Source organism: Acinetobacter sp. C13, assembly GCF_016809775.1.
Lineage (GTDB): Bacteria > Pseudomonadota > Gammaproteobacteria > Pseudomonadales > Moraxellaceae > Acinetobacter > Acinetobacter pittii.
On sequence record NZ_JAFBJL010000004.1, the window covers coordinates 13,198 to 27,023 of the forward strand.

At 36.5% G+C, this 13,826-nt stretch carries 15 protein-coding genes; 9 read left to right on the top strand and 6 right to left on the bottom strand.

Annotated features, from left to right (window positions below):
• Positions 1-16: 16 nt before the first annotated feature.
• Positions 17-373, top strand: a complete 357-nt coding sequence (locus tag JGE69_RS12280; RefSeq protein ID WP_002115127.1) for a hypothetical protein — start codon at positions 17-19, stop codon at positions 371-373.
• Between the two features lie 39 nt (positions 374-412).
• On the opposite strand, the gene JGE69_RS12285 is transcribed toward JGE69_RS12280, so the two are convergent.
• Positions 413-898: a DUF4442 domain-containing protein gene (locus tag JGE69_RS12285; protein ID WP_005079397.1), complete on the bottom strand. Its 486-nt coding sequence runs from the start codon at positions 896-898 to the stop codon at positions 413-415.
• A gap of 117 nt (positions 899-1,015) precedes the next feature.
• Between JGE69_RS12285 and JGE69_RS12290 the strand changes: the two genes are divergently transcribed.
• From JGE69_RS12290 to htpG, 5 genes are all read left to right on the top strand, one after another.
• Complete coding sequence (locus JGE69_RS12290; protein ID WP_199113792.1) at positions 1,016-1,894, top strand: alpha/beta fold hydrolase; 879 nt, start codon at positions 1,016-1,018, stop codon at positions 1,892-1,894.
• A gap of 101 nt (positions 1,895-1,995) precedes the next feature.
• On the top strand, positions 1,996-3,420 hold the full coding sequence (locus JGE69_RS12295) for a Na+/H+ antiporter family protein (protein ID WP_032005724.1): 1,425 nt from the start codon (positions 1,996-1,998) through the stop codon (positions 3,418-3,420).
• A gap of 329 nt (positions 3,421-3,749) precedes the next feature.
• Entirely contained in the window at positions 3,750-4,331 is a 582-nt protein-coding gene (locus JGE69_RS12300) for an OmpW/AlkL family protein (protein WP_199113790.1), read from the top strand.
• Positions 4,332-4,518: 187 nt separating this feature from the next.
• A complete protein-coding gene (locus JGE69_RS12305; RefSeq protein ID WP_199113788.1) occupies positions 4,519-4,872 on the top strand; it encodes a lysozyme inhibitor LprI family protein in 354 nt (117 codons plus the stop codon).
• Positions 4,873-4,973: 101 nt separating this feature from the next.
• Positions 4,974-6,893, top strand: coding sequence for a molecular chaperone HtpG (htpG, locus tag JGE69_RS12310; RefSeq protein ID WP_057084968.1), 1,920 nt, complete (start codon positions 4,974-4,976; stop codon positions 6,891-6,893).
• Between the two features lie 84 nt (positions 6,894-6,977).
• On the opposite strand, the gene JGE69_RS12315 is transcribed toward htpG, so the two are convergent.
• The 3 genes from JGE69_RS12315 to JGE69_RS12325 all read right to left on the bottom strand — a co-directional run bounded on the left by JGE69_RS12315 (position 6,978) and on the right by JGE69_RS12325 (position 10,203).
• Positions 6,978-7,874, bottom strand: coding sequence for a selenocysteine synthase (locus JGE69_RS12315; protein ID WP_199113786.1), 897 nt, complete (start codon positions 7,872-7,874; stop codon positions 6,978-6,980).
• 125 nt (positions 7,875-7,999) lie between these two features.
• Complete coding sequence (locus tag JGE69_RS12320; RefSeq protein WP_199113784.1) at positions 8,000-9,142, bottom strand: hypothetical protein; 1,143 nt, start codon at positions 9,140-9,142, stop codon at positions 8,000-8,002.
• A 359-nt stretch (positions 9,143-9,501) separates the two neighbouring features.
• The gene (locus JGE69_RS12325; RefSeq protein WP_005079385.1) at positions 9,502-10,203 is read right to left on the bottom strand and encodes a DsbA family oxidoreductase; all 702 of its coding nucleotides are present in this window, start codon (positions 10,201-10,203) and stop codon (positions 9,502-9,504) included.
• Positions 10,204-10,380: 177 nt separating this feature from the next.
• Between JGE69_RS12325 and JGE69_RS12330 the strand changes: the two genes are divergently transcribed.
• The gene (locus JGE69_RS12330; RefSeq protein ID WP_199113782.1) at positions 10,381-11,139 is read left to right on the top strand and encodes a hypothetical protein; all 759 of its coding nucleotides are present in this window, start codon (positions 10,381-10,383) and stop codon (positions 11,137-11,139) included.
• Between the two features lie 21 nt (positions 11,140-11,160).
• Here JGE69_RS12330 and JGE69_RS12335 read toward each other — a convergent pair whose 3' ends face one another.
• Entirely contained in the window at positions 11,161-11,526 is a 366-nt protein-coding gene (locus tag JGE69_RS12335; protein ID WP_002114700.1) for a MerR family transcriptional regulator, read from the bottom strand.
• 71 nt (positions 11,527-11,597) lie between these two features.
• Between JGE69_RS12335 and JGE69_RS12340 the strand changes: the two genes are divergently transcribed.
• Positions 11,598-12,242 carry an RBBP9/YdeN family alpha/beta hydrolase gene (locus JGE69_RS12340; protein ID WP_199113780.1) on the top strand — a complete coding sequence of 215 codons (645 nt, stop codon included), beginning with the start codon at positions 11,598-11,600 and terminating at the stop codon, positions 12,240-12,242.
• Between the two features lie 69 nt (positions 12,243-12,311).
• On the opposite strand, the gene JGE69_RS12345 is transcribed toward JGE69_RS12340, so the two are convergent.
• A complete protein-coding gene (locus tag JGE69_RS12345; RefSeq protein WP_199113778.1) occupies positions 12,312-13,028 on the bottom strand; it encodes a hypothetical protein in 717 nt (238 codons plus the stop codon).
• Between the two features lie 278 nt (positions 13,029-13,306).
• On the opposite strand from JGE69_RS12345, the gene JGE69_RS12350 reads away from it, so the two are divergent.
• Positions 13,307-13,798 (top strand): hypothetical protein, encoded by a 492-nt coding sequence (locus tag JGE69_RS12350; RefSeq protein ID WP_032005710.1) that lies wholly within the window; start codon positions 13,307-13,309, stop codon positions 13,796-13,798.
• Positions 13,799-13,826 lie beyond the last annotated feature (28 nt).

Here is a 13,826-nt window from a genome sequence, read left to right on the forward strand (position 1 = left end):
CATTGTGAGAACGGTCATGAAAAAAACAATTGGATTAGTTTCTGCTTTAATGTTGTCTACACTTATGTTCACAGGCTGCCAAAATATGAGCCCATCTGACCAACGTATTGGTGCAGCAGCAGCAGGTGGAGCACTTGGTGGTGGTTTAGGTAACCATGTAGGTGGAGGTATTGGTGCAGGCTTAGGCGCAGCGGTAGGTGCAGGCGTAGGCTCTAATACCCAAGGCGGCAGTAAACAGACAACGACTAAGAGTGCGATTGGTGCTGGTATCGGTTCAGTCGTAGGTAAAGCACTGATTGGTGGTGACTCTGGTGCTGCAATTGGCGGTGCGATCGGTGGTGGTGCTGGTGCTGCGATTGAAGAGAAAAGATAAAAATTAACAAATAAAAATAAGCGCTTTCAGCGCTTATTTTTATTGAGGGAAAGGTTTCGCCTTTTTACGTCTGATATAAAGCGTTTTCTGAACCTCTGCAATTCTTACTCCAGATTCATCAAAAATGTTTAGATGATAAGTTCTTAAAACAGGTTCATAGTTCTCGGCAAGTTCACGAATTTGTTCTATTTCAGCTAAATCAACTCGAATATCTGCATGTACAGTACTGCGTCCTGGAGAAAGAAAATTGATTTCGGCAGCTTTGTCCCAAACAATATATTTTGATCCGAGATGATGCATAAGAATCATCATATAAAATGGGTCCACCATTGAATAAAGGCTTCCACCAAAATGTGTACCGACTAAATTTTGGTTTTTCCAAGTCAGCGGCATTTTTACACGCACATGGCAAAGTTCTAAATTCATGATTTCAATATAAATCCCTGCGCCACGATAAGGGGGATAGTGATTAAATAGAAATTTTGAAATCGTAGGATTGTTCTGAAGTCTTCTTAAAATAGCCATAATAGTCAATTTTTTTTATTGCAACAGTATTCATACTAGATAAGTATCATCTTTTTTATATTGATGGCAATGCTCTATCCGACTAACGACATGATCGATTGAAAAACAAGATAGGAAATGATTATGCAGCCAAAAGTTCATACAGTAACAACAAGTGATCAACAAACGCTTTGTGCTAACACATGGGGTGACGAAAAAAATACTCCCTTGGTTTTAGTACATGGCTATCCAGACAATCAAGAAGTATGGGAATCAATCATTGAGCATTTGATTAATGACTTCTACATTGTTACTTACGATGTACGTGGAGCTGGTTTGTCATCTATACCAAAACGTATACGTGATTACCGTTTAGAGCGTTTATCTCTAGATCTCCAAGAAGTTGTTGATGAGTTATTGCCAAATCGTCAATTCCATATGGCTGCACATGATTGGGGTTCGATTCAGTCTTGGGAGTCGGTCACTGAGCCTAAGTTCAAAGGTCGTTTATTATCATACACCACCATTTCTGGACCATGTCTTGATCATGCCGCTTTATTTTTACGTGATAAATTTAAATCTTCACCAGCTCAAATCTTAAAAATATTAACCAAATCTTGGTATATCGGGGCATTTCATCTTCCGTTATTAGCACCAACTGTATGGTCTCTATTTAGTCCTGAAAAATGGGGTAAAGTTCTTACTCAGTTGGAAAGGAAAAGTAATTTACCTTTAAATAATAATATTAATGCTGATGGTAAATATGGCATTAATTTATATCGTGCCAATTTTATTCCCCGCTTAACTGACCCACGTCAACGTTATGCGCAGTGTCCAGTAAAAGCTGTTATTTTAAAATATGATACTTTTGTAAGCCCAGAATACATCACTGAGGCTATGCCAAAGTGGGTTGAAAAATTTGAATATGTAGAGCTTAATGCAAATCACTGGGCCATTCTGAGTGAGCCAGAGAAAATAGCAACTCATATTCGTGAGTTTATTAAAGCTCAAGCGTAACAGTGAAATAACTGCATAAAACTGTTAATTCGGCGATATTTTCGGCTTCATAGATATGAATCTGCTAGAATATCGCCTTTTGTTTTGCTCTGAACTTATTCATGAATGCTGTCGTTATTGCGATTGCAGTGATGTTCTTATTATCACTGGCGCGCGTTTCTGTCGTACTGACTTTAGTGGTTTCTGCCATTGTGGGTGGCCTCGTAGCAGGTTTAAGCCTTTCTCAAACCGTTGAAGCTTTTAACGCTGGTCTTGGCGATGGTGCTGAAGTTGCACTTGCCTATGCAGTGTTAGGGGCATTTGCTCTGGCTCTATCAAAATCTGGTTTACCTGATTTACTTGCCCATAAGCTGATTGGTTTATTGGGAATGGAAGCCGGGAAAAGCCGTCAGACTAAAGTGAAGTATCTCCTCTTAGGTATTTTATTAATTTCTGCTATTTTCTCTCAAAACCTTATTCCAGTTCATATTGCCTTTATTCCTGTACTGGTTCCGCCACTACTACGGGTAATGAACCATTTAAAATTAGACCGCCGCGCCGCAGCCTGTGTACTTACGCTAGGTTTGGTTGGTACTTATATTTTTCTTCCAGTTGGATTTGGTGCAATTTTCCTTGAACAGATTCTGATGGGAAATATCAACAAAATTGGGGCAGCGTACGGCTTACATGTTGATCGGGCAATGATGCCAATTGGCATGGCTATTCCTGTTTTGGGTATGGTTTTAGGCACCTTGGTTGCTGTATTTATTAGCTACCGTAAACCAAGAATTTATGCTGATCGTGCGATTACACCTGTGACCACCATTGATTTAGATAAACCTCTTCGCGCAACTACCCAAGATGAAACAGCTGACTTAAAAGCAGATGCTGAAGAGTTAAAGCATGAAGCAGAGCAAGCACCAGTTATTGCAAAGAAAACAATCTTGATGGCACTGCTCGCAATTGGTTTAACGCTCGCTGCGCAGCTGTATTCAGGTTCGATGATTTTGGGTGGTTTAGTCGGTTTTGCTGTTCTATCTACTGCCGGAATTTTTAAATGGCAAGATGCAGATGATGTCTTTGTACAAGGCATGCGAATGATGGCTTTAGTAGGCTTTATTATGATTTCTGCTGCCGGTTTCGCCTCAGTAATGACTCATACTGGTGATATTAATCAGTTAGTAAATGGTGTAGTCGAGATTATTGGAGATAACCGCGCGCTTGCAGCATTCTTAATGCTTTGTATTGGCTTATTTGTGACAATTGGTATTGGTTCATCTTTCTCAAGTGTTCCTGTATTAGCTGTTATTTATGTGCCTTTATGTGTGCAGTTTGGTTTCTCACCATTAGCAACGATTGCACTTATTGGTACAGCAGCAGCATTAGGTGATGCTGGATCGCCAGCCTCTGACTCAACCTTAGGGCCAACAGCTGGTTTAGGGGTAGATGGGCAACATGACCATATTTGGGATACAGTCGTACCTACCTTTATTCACTTTAATATTCCGCTATTAATTTTTGGCTGGATCGCTGCAATGGTTTTATAAAGTTTTTATAAAATATTAAAGTGTAAACCTTCTTAATAATGATCTTTAGATTTAAATTAAGAAGGTTTTTTATTGTCTAAATAAAACATGTATTTAAAATAAATTATATTAAAATACTCGGAATTTAAAAGTATATTGAAATAGTTGGTAATATAAAATAATCTTGATTAATGTAGTTGGAATAAAAACCTATTAAAATAGTTGGATAATATATAATTTTATTTAAAACAGTAGTTTAAAAATAAACTATAAAATAATTTTATAATGAGTATTGCATGGTTTTAAAATAAATGTTTATTATAAATATAAATAAGGTTGGAGATATTAAAGTGTTCAAAAAAGCTTTGGTTATTGCATTAATGGGGATGTCATCTTTTACTTTTGCTGGTAACTGGCAAGTGAAATTTGGTGGTAGTGTTATTGCTCCATCAGAAGATACAACAACGGCTTTAGGTGTAGTAAAAGCAGATCATGAATATGCATTTACACCATCGGTAGAATACTTTTTTGGTCAGTCTCCATTTTCGGCAGAATTATTATTAGCAGCACCGATTAATCATGATGTATTGCTAGATGGTAAAAATGTAGCGCGTATTAAACAGTTACCACCAACAATTACAGCAAAATATCATTTTAAAAACTCTACACGTTTCACTCCGTATATTGGTATTGGTGCTACAGCATTTATTCCTTGGGACGAGCAAGGCGTAGCTGACAAAGTAAAAGAAGACTTTGGTGTGGCAGGACAAGTTGGTTTTAATTTCCAACCTGCTGATGCTAAAAACTGGGGTGTATTTGTAGATGTACGTTATGCTGATTTAAGCCCAGAAGTTACCTTAACAAATGGTGCTAAATTTGATCTAGATATTAATCCGTTTGTTTACACTTTAGGTTATAGCTATAAATTTTAAGCATAATAATAAATAGAAAAATATAATAATAAACCTAGACTCAGGCACCTCACATATATTTTATGTGAGGTTTTTTTATGGATTTTATTTGCACTAAAAAAAGCATAAAACAGACAGTTTTACACATATTTTCTGCAAGTTTTTTTCTAAACTAATTTCTATTCATTACAAGCATGGGAATAAAAACATGAATAATAAATTAGCGATTTGTTTAGCACTCTTGAGCGGTATTGCTTTTACTCAAAATTTACAAGCTGCAAGTTTTTCTTGCGATGCTGCAAAAACGAAAACGGAAAAAAGTATTTGTAAAAACCGTTCTTTAAATGATGCAGATGTAAAAATGGCAACGACGTATCAAATCGTTCTGCATGCTTTACCTATGGGTGGGCGAGATAATCAGAAAGATACTCAGCAGCAATGGCTGAAAAAAAGAAATGCCTGTGCTGCCAATATCAGTTGTATTAGCAAAGCTTACCAACAACGTCAAAAGCAGTTAGATACGATATTGCAAGATAGAGTGTTAAGCCAGGGCCCATTTTAATTAGAGTAAAAATTTTTAATATTCAGGATTGAAAAATTCTAGAAGTACTCCATTCATAAAGCATTCGAGAACAAACAGCTTCAAAATTTAAGGAGTGATTTATGAGTGAACAAGCATCACAAAATTATAGTTTCCAAGCAGAAGTAGCCCAGCTTTTACATTTAGTGACGCATTCTCTCTATTCTAACCCTGAGATTTTCTTACGTGAGCTTATCTCTAATGCATCAGATGCATGTGATAAGTTACGTTTTGAAGGAATTAATCATCCTGAATATTATGAAAATGATCCAGACTTACATGTACGAATCAGCTTAAATAAAGAAGATAAAACGTTAACGATTTCTGATAACGGTATCGGTTTAAGCCAACAAGAAGCAATTGATAACTTGGGTACAATTGCTAAGTCAGGCACTAAAGATTTCATGTCAAAATTGACTGGCGATCAAAAAGCAGATGCTCAGTTGATTGGTCAATTCGGTGTTGGTTTTTATTCAGGTTTTATTGTTGCCGACAAAATTACGGTTGAATCACGCCGTGCAGGCTTAGATGCATCTGAAGGGGTGCGTTGGATTAGTGGTGGTACAGGCGAGTTTGAAGTTCAGCAAATTGATAAGGCGTCACGTGGTACCGACATTATTCTTCACTTACGTGATGATGCGCTTGATTATTTAGAATCTTATAAAGTTAAGCAAATCGTTAATAAATACTCTGACCATATTAGCTTGCCAATTGAAATGCAAAAAGAAGTTTGGCAGGAAGAAGAAGTTGCTGAAGGTGAAGAGCCTAAAGGCGGCCGAATGGTCAAAACTGACGAGTGGGAAGCGATTAACTCGGCAAGTGCTTTATGGACCCGTAACAAGAGTGAAGTGACTGAAGAGCAATATATTGAGTTTTATAAAAACTTAACTCATGACTTTGAAGCACCACTGGCTTGGGCACATAACCGTGTTGAAGGTAGTACGGAATATACCCAATTACTCTATATTCCAAGTAAAGCTCCACATGACATTTTTACTCGTGAAGCAAAAGCGGGAATTAAACTATATGTAAAACGCGTCTTTATTATGGACGATGCGGATAATTTAATTCCGAACTATTTACGCTTTGTTCAAGGTGTAGTGGACAGTGCTGATTTGCCGCTTAATGTTAGCCGTGAGTTGTTGCAAGAAAGCCGTGATGTCAAAACGATTCGTGAAGGTAATGCACGCCGTGTATTAACTGTACTTGATGGTTTGGCTAAATCGGAAGATGAAAAAGACCAAGAAAAATTCAAGACCTTCTACAGTGAATTTGGTTCAGTACTTAAAGAAGGCTTGGGCGAAGACTTTGGTAACCGTGAACGTATTTTAAAATTATTACGTTATGCGACTTCAACAAATGATGAAGTAACGACTTCTTTTGCTGACTATAAGGCACGTATGAAAGAGGGGCAAAAAGCCATCTATTATGTGACTGCTGACAGTCTAGCAGCAGCGAAAAACTCGCCGCAGCTTGAGTTGTTTAAGAAAAAGGGTATTGAAGTATTATTAATGGCAGAGCGTGTTGATGAATGGGCAATGAATTTTGTCCAAGAGTTTGACGGTACGCCATTAAAGAATGTATCTAAAGGCGCGGTTGATTTAGGTGATTTGCAAGATGCCGAAGAGAAAAAGGCACTTGAGCAAGCGGCTGAACAGTTTAAGCCTGTGGTTGAGAAATTAAGTGATTCGTTGAAGGCTAAAACTAAAGAAGTACGTGTAACAACTCGTTTGGTAGATTCTCCTGCATGTTTAGTAACAAGTGAGGGTGAGTTGTCTCCTCAACTTATTCGTATGCTTAAACAAGCGGGGCAAGCTGTACCTGAAATTAAGCCAATTTTAGAAATTAACCCTGAGCATCCTTTGGTGAAAAAACTTGAAGGTTCAGAACAGTTTGATGATTTGGCAAACGTGATTTTTGATCAGGCTGTGATTGCAGAAGGTGGTTTACCAGAAGACCCAGCAGCTTATGTGAAGCGTATTAATAGCTTATTGTTGAAATAATTTTTTGATATAAAAAAGCCTCTGAACTGTCAGGGGCTTTTTTGTGGATAAAGAAAGAGTTATCCACAACTTGATGATTTTTGGTTAAAAATTAGCTTCCAGATTCATTTGAACACTGAGTTGGTGTTTCGGATCATCATCAATATGGTTAAAAAAATTAAGATCATTTTGCATAAAAATCCAATCTCTCCATATCGGTTGGCGCCATGAAATATAAGGACCCCAGCTATTTAGTCGAATATCATTTTTGGTATATACACCACCGCTATAAATACCGTAAGTCAGACTATTATCTTTTACAAACTCAAATTGTTGAAAAGTCCAATTGCCCCAGTTGTAATCTTCATTTTCGCTCTTGTTCACATTAAATTTATTAGAAAATAATGTGTTATCTTGCATTTTTTGCGTTAGGTTTAGCGTGGTTTCAGTGTAGTTTCGGCTAGTAGAGCCATAGCGAAATATCTGCTCTGTATCAAAGCTAATGTTATGTCTCAAATTCCATTTCTTTTTTGCCAGAAACTGGACATACACATCACTCTCAGAGTTAGATCCTAAATCAAGGTCATTTTCAAAAGGTATCCATGTTGAAATGGTGGCCCAGCTTGCACTCAGTGGATTAGTAGCCGAAACCTGTGCCGATGAGGTCTTCTTCTTTTTCTTACCAAAGGCTTTATAAGTTTGTTCAGGCTGAGTCGCACGTTTCCATAACGTATCATTTCCAAATACAGCCATAAGTTCTTGAATTAAACCAGCATCAGATAAAGCATTGTGTGCTTCTACTTCACAAGGTGAGTGTGAAAATGATTGTCTTTTTACTTTAGCGAAGCTTGTAGAAGAATAGGGGTAACGCCGTGACCGTTGGTGTTTTAAAGAGTTATAAAAAAATTGAGTATGTGGAAGTAAAGCTAATAGACCTAAACTATAAATACAAATGAAGACTGTCGATTTATTTTGAAGTGGAGAAGAAGAAAATTGATTCATTTTTAAAGATAAGGAATCAAAAATAAAATTAGAACAAAACTTTAAAAGGCTAATCTTAAAATTTTATTTAAAAGTATTTTATTCTTCATCACCTTGGATAAGGTTCCAAGGTGATGCTATTTAGCTTAAAAGAGTGCTTCTAAGCGTAAGAAGGTACTAACAAAATGATTACGATCTTCACGGTGGTCATTAAAGTAATTTACATCGCCTTGTACAAAGAACCATTCCCGTAAAACGGGTTGGCGCCATGAAACAAACGGTCCCCAACTATTCAAACGTAAGTCATTGTCATTGTAATAACCACTAGTATAAATACCATAGTTAAAACGGTTGTTTGCAAAGAAACTGTGCTCGCGGAAAGTTCGGTTTTCCCAAGCTAGATCATCGTCTTGATCATCAGCATAGGTCAGGCTGAACTGATTCGATAAAAACGGTTGATTTGGCCTAGCATGTGTAAGTTCAAGATTGGTACGCAGATAGTTTTCGCTATCTATGCCGTAACGATAAATTTGCTCTGCATAAAACTTAAAATCATTACGAAGCTGCCAATCTCTCGATGCTTTTAAACGAACATAAATATCATCTCCAGAACGAATACCTAAGTCGGCATCGGTTTCAAAAGGCAGTTTTTTCGAGAAATTAGACCAACGTAAAGCAATTGAGCTGTTGTCATCTCGAGTTTGTTTACCATCTAACTTCTTATTAGAGTCTTGATTTGGGTTTTGGTTAATATTGGCTGGGCTGTTATTAAATTCATTATCTAAAGAGTCATCACCAAATACCACGCTTAAACGTTTTTCTAGCGTAGGGAGCTTAATTTTACCGCGAATTCTGGGCTTAATTTCAAAGTTGTCGTATTCATTCCAATAGTTATCAACCATTACCCGAATAGTTGCAGTAGCTGGTTTTTGTGGATCAACTTCACCAAACCAATTATCAATTTTTTCAGAAGTACGATCGGCCCAATTACGAATTTTCTTTTGCTTACGATCAACCCAGGTTTGATCTTCGGTTTGTTCGGTAGGTGGAACAATAGGCTCATTAGACTGCTCTGGAAAAATGGTTGGGGTTGCGTCCACCCAACGTGGAATTTGATCTAAGAGATTTTCATCTGTGGTGACTTCAGTTTGTACTCCAGATGATGTACTTCCTATTTGTTGGTTTGCAGAAGAAGAGGCGGTCTCTGCATGAGCGATGCATACTGAACCAAATCCAATCGTTAAAAGTGCAAAAAGCTGCCGGTACGGCATTACATGAAATGTTTTCATATCTATCTTTATGTTTTGTTGTTGTTTCCACTTTTGTTGATTTTTCTAATAAAATCAAGAGGGAGACACAAAAGTTAAGTAAATTTAACTTTTTTTACATATTTGAAATAAATGAAAAAGTTTAAGCTATTAGCGATTATTTTTAGCCAAAAAAAATCCCCCAGTGAAGGGGGATGATAGATCAAGGAAACTTCAAATTCCGATCATTAAACACATAAAAAACAGAACATTACAGCGCGAATATTCTAAGCGGCAATAATAAACTGATTTTTAGCAATTAGATAGTTCTTTTTTTAGAACGCTCTATTGCTAAAATGATGATAAAACATACGATTTGATCACATTTTAATTGTGTTCATTTATTTCTTTGGAACATCACAAGTTTCATCGGTACAAACAGCCGCATCATCTTGCTCGACTTCTTCAGTATTTGCTTTGATTTGTGCTTTTTCCAAAACTTGTAAAAAGACTTCACGAGGTTGAGCGCCAGCAAGAGCGATTCTTTGGTCGAATACAAAAAATGGCACGCCAGTTACATTAAGCTGCTCACGTGCAATTTTTTCATCATGGCGGACAAAGTCAGATAGTTCGTTGGTATCTAGTACGTATTCAACTTCAGCATTGTCTAGACCAATACGAGATGCAATTTCTTCTACAACTTCACGTTCGCCAATTGCGAGACCTTCGGTCATATAAGCATGGAAAAAAGCTTCTTTAGCTTCATTACCTAAACCTTTGCTTTGCGCAAGGTGAATAATACGGTGTGCATTGAAACTATTGCCTGAGTTCGCCTTTTGCCATTGGAAATCAATACCTTCAGAAGCAGCCATGGCCGCAATATTGCGCTCCATTTCTTCCATCTCTTCATAGGTGCGGCCATATTTTTTAGCTAGACGCTCAGTATTTGAAGTGTCATGTTTTGCTGGCGCATCAGGATCTAATTCAAAACTATGCCAGTGAATTTCAAGATCAATACCTGCTTCAGCAGCTACATGCTCAAGGCGTTTTTTGCCGATATAACAAAAAGGGCAAACTACATCAGACCAGACATCTACACGCATGGGAGAATCTCATAAATTTTAATTACCCATCATAATAGGGATGATGGATAAGGATTTAAAGCTTTGAGTAGCGAATACAGTGTTGCGTATTGTGAAATAAATGGCATATAAAGAAGAATAAGCTCTATTTTATAACTATAAAGAGCAAAACTATAAGAAGGGAAATAGGAGGTGTGTATGCGCCGAGTTTTGATTGCGATTGCAAGTTTGATTGTTATCACAAGCATTATTTTTTTCACCTATCAGCATATCAAACAGCAGCAAGCCAAAGACAGTAGTCAAATGTTTGATGTCGTCATGACTGAAAAAATGAATCAGCTTTACGAACAAGCACAAGACTGGTCTAAACCCGTCCAGCTCGATATTCACGATAAGCGTTTGGCAGGACACTATAAGCAAATTTCAGAATTCCTTTTAAGTTATTGGATTCAAAATATTAATGCACGTAATGCATACTTAAGAGAACTCAAAGCAGCCAAATGGGATACTTTCTTAAATGTGGACCGTTTAGATATTGATAAAAAACAGAAGTATGCAGAAACCGAAAAGATGCTAGCCGATGTCCGTAAAGCTTCGGATCAGTATCAGAGTGAATATGAAAAGATTCATAAGACTTTCTTAGCAAAGGTTCAAGAACTATCGGTTGATGCAGAGATGAGGCAACTTCTTGAAATGAAATTGGGAACTCAGCAAAAAGCAGATCAAGACCATGCAATTTTTATGATTGAGCTACAAATTTTAGATAAAGCAGAACAAATGTTTAAGCTTCTAAAAAATTATGAATGGCAAAAGAAAGATCAGATGATTCTTTTTCATGAAAATGCTCAGGTCAAAAAGTTTAATGGGCTTTATCAAGATGTTCTAAAACTAAATGCAAAAATTGAAAAAATTAAGAAAAAAAATGTGGCTGCGCTCGAAGGAGATTTAAAAGAATAAGCGGAGCATGAGCATCAAATATTATGATTTGGTGCTCTCGACTTTTCCTTTGGTTAAAAAAGATTGTAATAAACTTTGAGAAGTTTGTAGTTTGTTTAACTGCTCAGACACATGCATGAGTTCAGTTTGCAGTTTTTCTTGAACCACTGAGCACAACGTAAATACGCGTTCATCTAAATCAAAACAAGGCAGCAAAACCTGAATATCTTTTAGGTGCATGCCTGCATCATTTAATATTTTAATTTTCTTAATATTTTCAATATCTTTTTGCGTATAACTTCGATAGTTATTACTTGCTCGAAGAGGCTGTATAAGGCCTAAACTTTCGTAATAACGCAGCATACGAGGACTTACTTTTGTGAGCTCGGCAACTTTAGCTAAGTTCATAAAATGGGGTTGACCTTAACATTGGTGTCATAGTTTAGCATGTTTTTATCTTTCAAAATGGTACTTGTTCAATGATCAGAAAACTCATTTTATTGGTGTTATTCGGATTAATGTCATTTGTTGCAAATGCCAAAATACTTGAACTTCAGGAGAAGAACATGCGTCAAATATTTGTACTTCACGGTTACTCTGCTTCTATAAATGATCACTGGTTTCAAGATTTAAAGCATCAAATAGAAGATGAACACACTTCTGTTACCTTAATTCCATTTCCAGATTCTGAGAATCCGGATGTAGATGCATGGCAGAAGGTTTTAGATCAACAGATCCCGAGTGTGGATGAAAATACTTATTTTGTTGCGCACAGTTTAGGGGTGATTACGTTACTGCACTTTTTGCAAAGACACGATTATCAAAATATTGGAGGAATGATTTTAGTATCCGGATTCTCTGGTTTAATTTCAGATTCTTCTGTTCTTAATAGTTATATAACCAAGAGTAAAGTCGACACGGATTACTTTAAGGGCATAAAGAAAAAGCTAGTGTATTTATCGGATAATGATGATTTGGTTCCCCCAAAACTGACGATTGAATTGGCGAAAGAAATTGATGCGCCGTACATTAGTGTTCCTAATGGCGGGCATTTTTTAGGTAGAGAAGGTTATACGAAATTTCCGCAATTAGTTGATTCTTTAAAAGAGATGTTAAATGATTAATAAAAATCCCCGTAGTAAGCGGGGATTTTTTATCTTTACTGAAAGTTTGTAATTTTTATTCGTAGCCTATTAGGGCTGGTAAATGATACCCATGACTTTCGCAGGTAAAGCGATAATATCGAAAGTTAAGGTAAACGGAAGCAGTGGTAAACTTGCTAGCTTCTCTTTAGTTGATAAGGGCACTTTTCCACTTTTATCGTGAAGATATTGGATTTTAACGTGATATGGCTTAGATAAAGGGGTTATTGTTTTAAGATTTTTTACAGGAGGATAAACAGTTCCTTTAATATTTAAATCAAATTTATGTGGTTCTGATGTCTTTGCACAGCCACATGGAACTACACCATATTGTTTAAATAAAGCTGATTCTTTCTCGTTCAATTTCCCATTAGGTGGGGTGTAAGAAAATCTAATATGTCCGTAAAAATGATTACTATCCGGAACTGGAGCATTAAAATCTAGCTCATTACTTATTTGAATATATTGTGGATTTAATTGATTAATTAATTGAATGAAATCGTTACCGCCTTTACTAATGACATAACTATATTTTTTCCCTGCGATGACAACACTGTCCTCTGGTTCATTAGCGAGAGATACTGATGGTTTACCAAATGCAATTACATCATCTTCAATTAAAGTGATCCATTCATGGCCTGAGTCATATTTTGTAAATAGCTCTCGCGTGTTTTCACCAATAATTCGGTTACTCGCACAACCAGTGAGAAAGAAACTGACGAGTAGGCAGCTCATAAGAATATTCTGATTTAATACTTTAAAGTTCATTATTTCTGTTGAATTCAATGGATTTATAAAAGTCTGACTATAAACAAAAGATCTTAATATTTAAATCTAGTAGTATGATCTGATTTAGTTATACTCAGACTAATTTCTAAAATATTTTAGAAAGTCTCTTACTATTACATTAAAAATTTTAATTATATTTACCGTTTATCTGAGCCTTACTGAATCAAATTCGACTTTGTTGTAGCCTATTTATAGATACTTTTAATTTAATCATCATCTTTTATTTGAAATAGGGTGACTGATTTTTGGAGCAAGTTATGAACTTTCTAAAACAATCAGCTTTCATTGCTGCATTTGCTTTTATGGGTTTACCGACTGTTCAAGCAGAGGAAGTAGCGACTTTACCAACAATTCGCGTTATGGCTGAATCTGAGTTACGTGAAGAGGTGGGTTTTGTACCTTTCCAAGAAGATAAAAAAGTGCGCCAGGCACTGCAACATCATGAGTATAAAACTCATTACGATATACAGAATGCTTTAGTCCCTGAAGGCATGACGACAGTAGATTATCAGCCAGTTATGGCACAACCTGATTTGTCTCAACTTTCTCCATTCTTACAACAATACATTTTAGCGGTAGCGGGTGGAATACAGTCTTCTGATCCAACCAACGGCATTTTTGAAATGTTAAGACCTTTGAATATTAACCGAAGTAATGTTGGTGCTTATCGTGATGGTACGATGAAAGTTAACCTTAATGACCTCATAAATTTACAACAGCAAATTCAAGATGGGTTAAAAGGCCGATAAAATAAAAATCCCCGCATTGAGCGGGGAT

Bases quoted from the DNA above. Each gene is read 5' to 3' on its own strand.
- JGE69_RS12290 (WP_199113792.1), top strand. From the start codon at position 1,016: ATGATTATGCAGCCAAAAGTTCATACAGTAACAACAAGTGATCAACAA.
- JGE69_RS12335 (WP_002114700.1), bottom strand. From the start codon at position 11,526: ATGAACTTAGCTAAAGTTGCCGAGCTCACAAAAGTAAGTCCTCGTATG.
- JGE69_RS12325 (WP_005079385.1), bottom strand. From the start codon at position 10,203: ATGCGTGTAGATGTCTGGTCTGATGTAGTTTGCCCTTTTTGTTATATC.
- JGE69_RS12315 (WP_199113786.1), bottom strand. From the start codon at position 7,874: ATGAATCAATTTTCTTCTTCTCCACTTCAAAATAAATCGACAGTCTTC.
- JGE69_RS12295 (WP_032005724.1), top strand. From the start codon at position 1,996: ATGAATGCTGTCGTTATTGCGATTGCAGTGATGTTCTTATTATCACTG.
- JGE69_RS12340 (WP_199113780.1), top strand. From the start codon at position 11,598: ATGATCAGAAAACTCATTTTATTGGTGTTATTCGGATTAATGTCATTT.
- JGE69_RS12330 (WP_199113782.1), top strand. From the start codon at position 10,381: ATGCGCCGAGTTTTGATTGCGATTGCAAGTTTGATTGTTATCACAAGC.
- JGE69_RS12305 (WP_199113788.1), top strand. From the start codon at position 4,519: ATGAATAATAAATTAGCGATTTGTTTAGCACTCTTGAGCGGTATTGCT.
- JGE69_RS12350 (WP_032005710.1), top strand. From the start codon at position 13,307: ATGAACTTTCTAAAACAATCAGCTTTCATTGCTGCATTTGCTTTTATG.
- JGE69_RS12345 (WP_199113778.1), bottom strand. From the start codon at position 13,028: ATGAACTTTAAAGTATTAAATCAGAATATTCTTATGAGCTGCCTACTC.
- JGE69_RS12285 (WP_005079397.1), bottom strand. From the start codon at position 898: ATGGCTATTTTAAGAAGACTTCAGAACAATCCTACGATTTCAAAATTT.
- JGE69_RS12280 (WP_002115127.1), top strand. From the start codon at position 17: ATGAAAAAAACAATTGGATTAGTTTCTGCTTTAATGTTGTCTACACTT.
- JGE69_RS12320 (WP_199113784.1), bottom strand. From the start codon at position 9,142: ATGAAAACATTTCATGTAATGCCGTACCGGCAGCTTTTTGCACTTTTA.
- htpG (WP_057084968.1), top strand. From the start codon at position 4,974: ATGAGTGAACAAGCATCACAAAATTATAGTTTCCAAGCAGAAGTAGCC.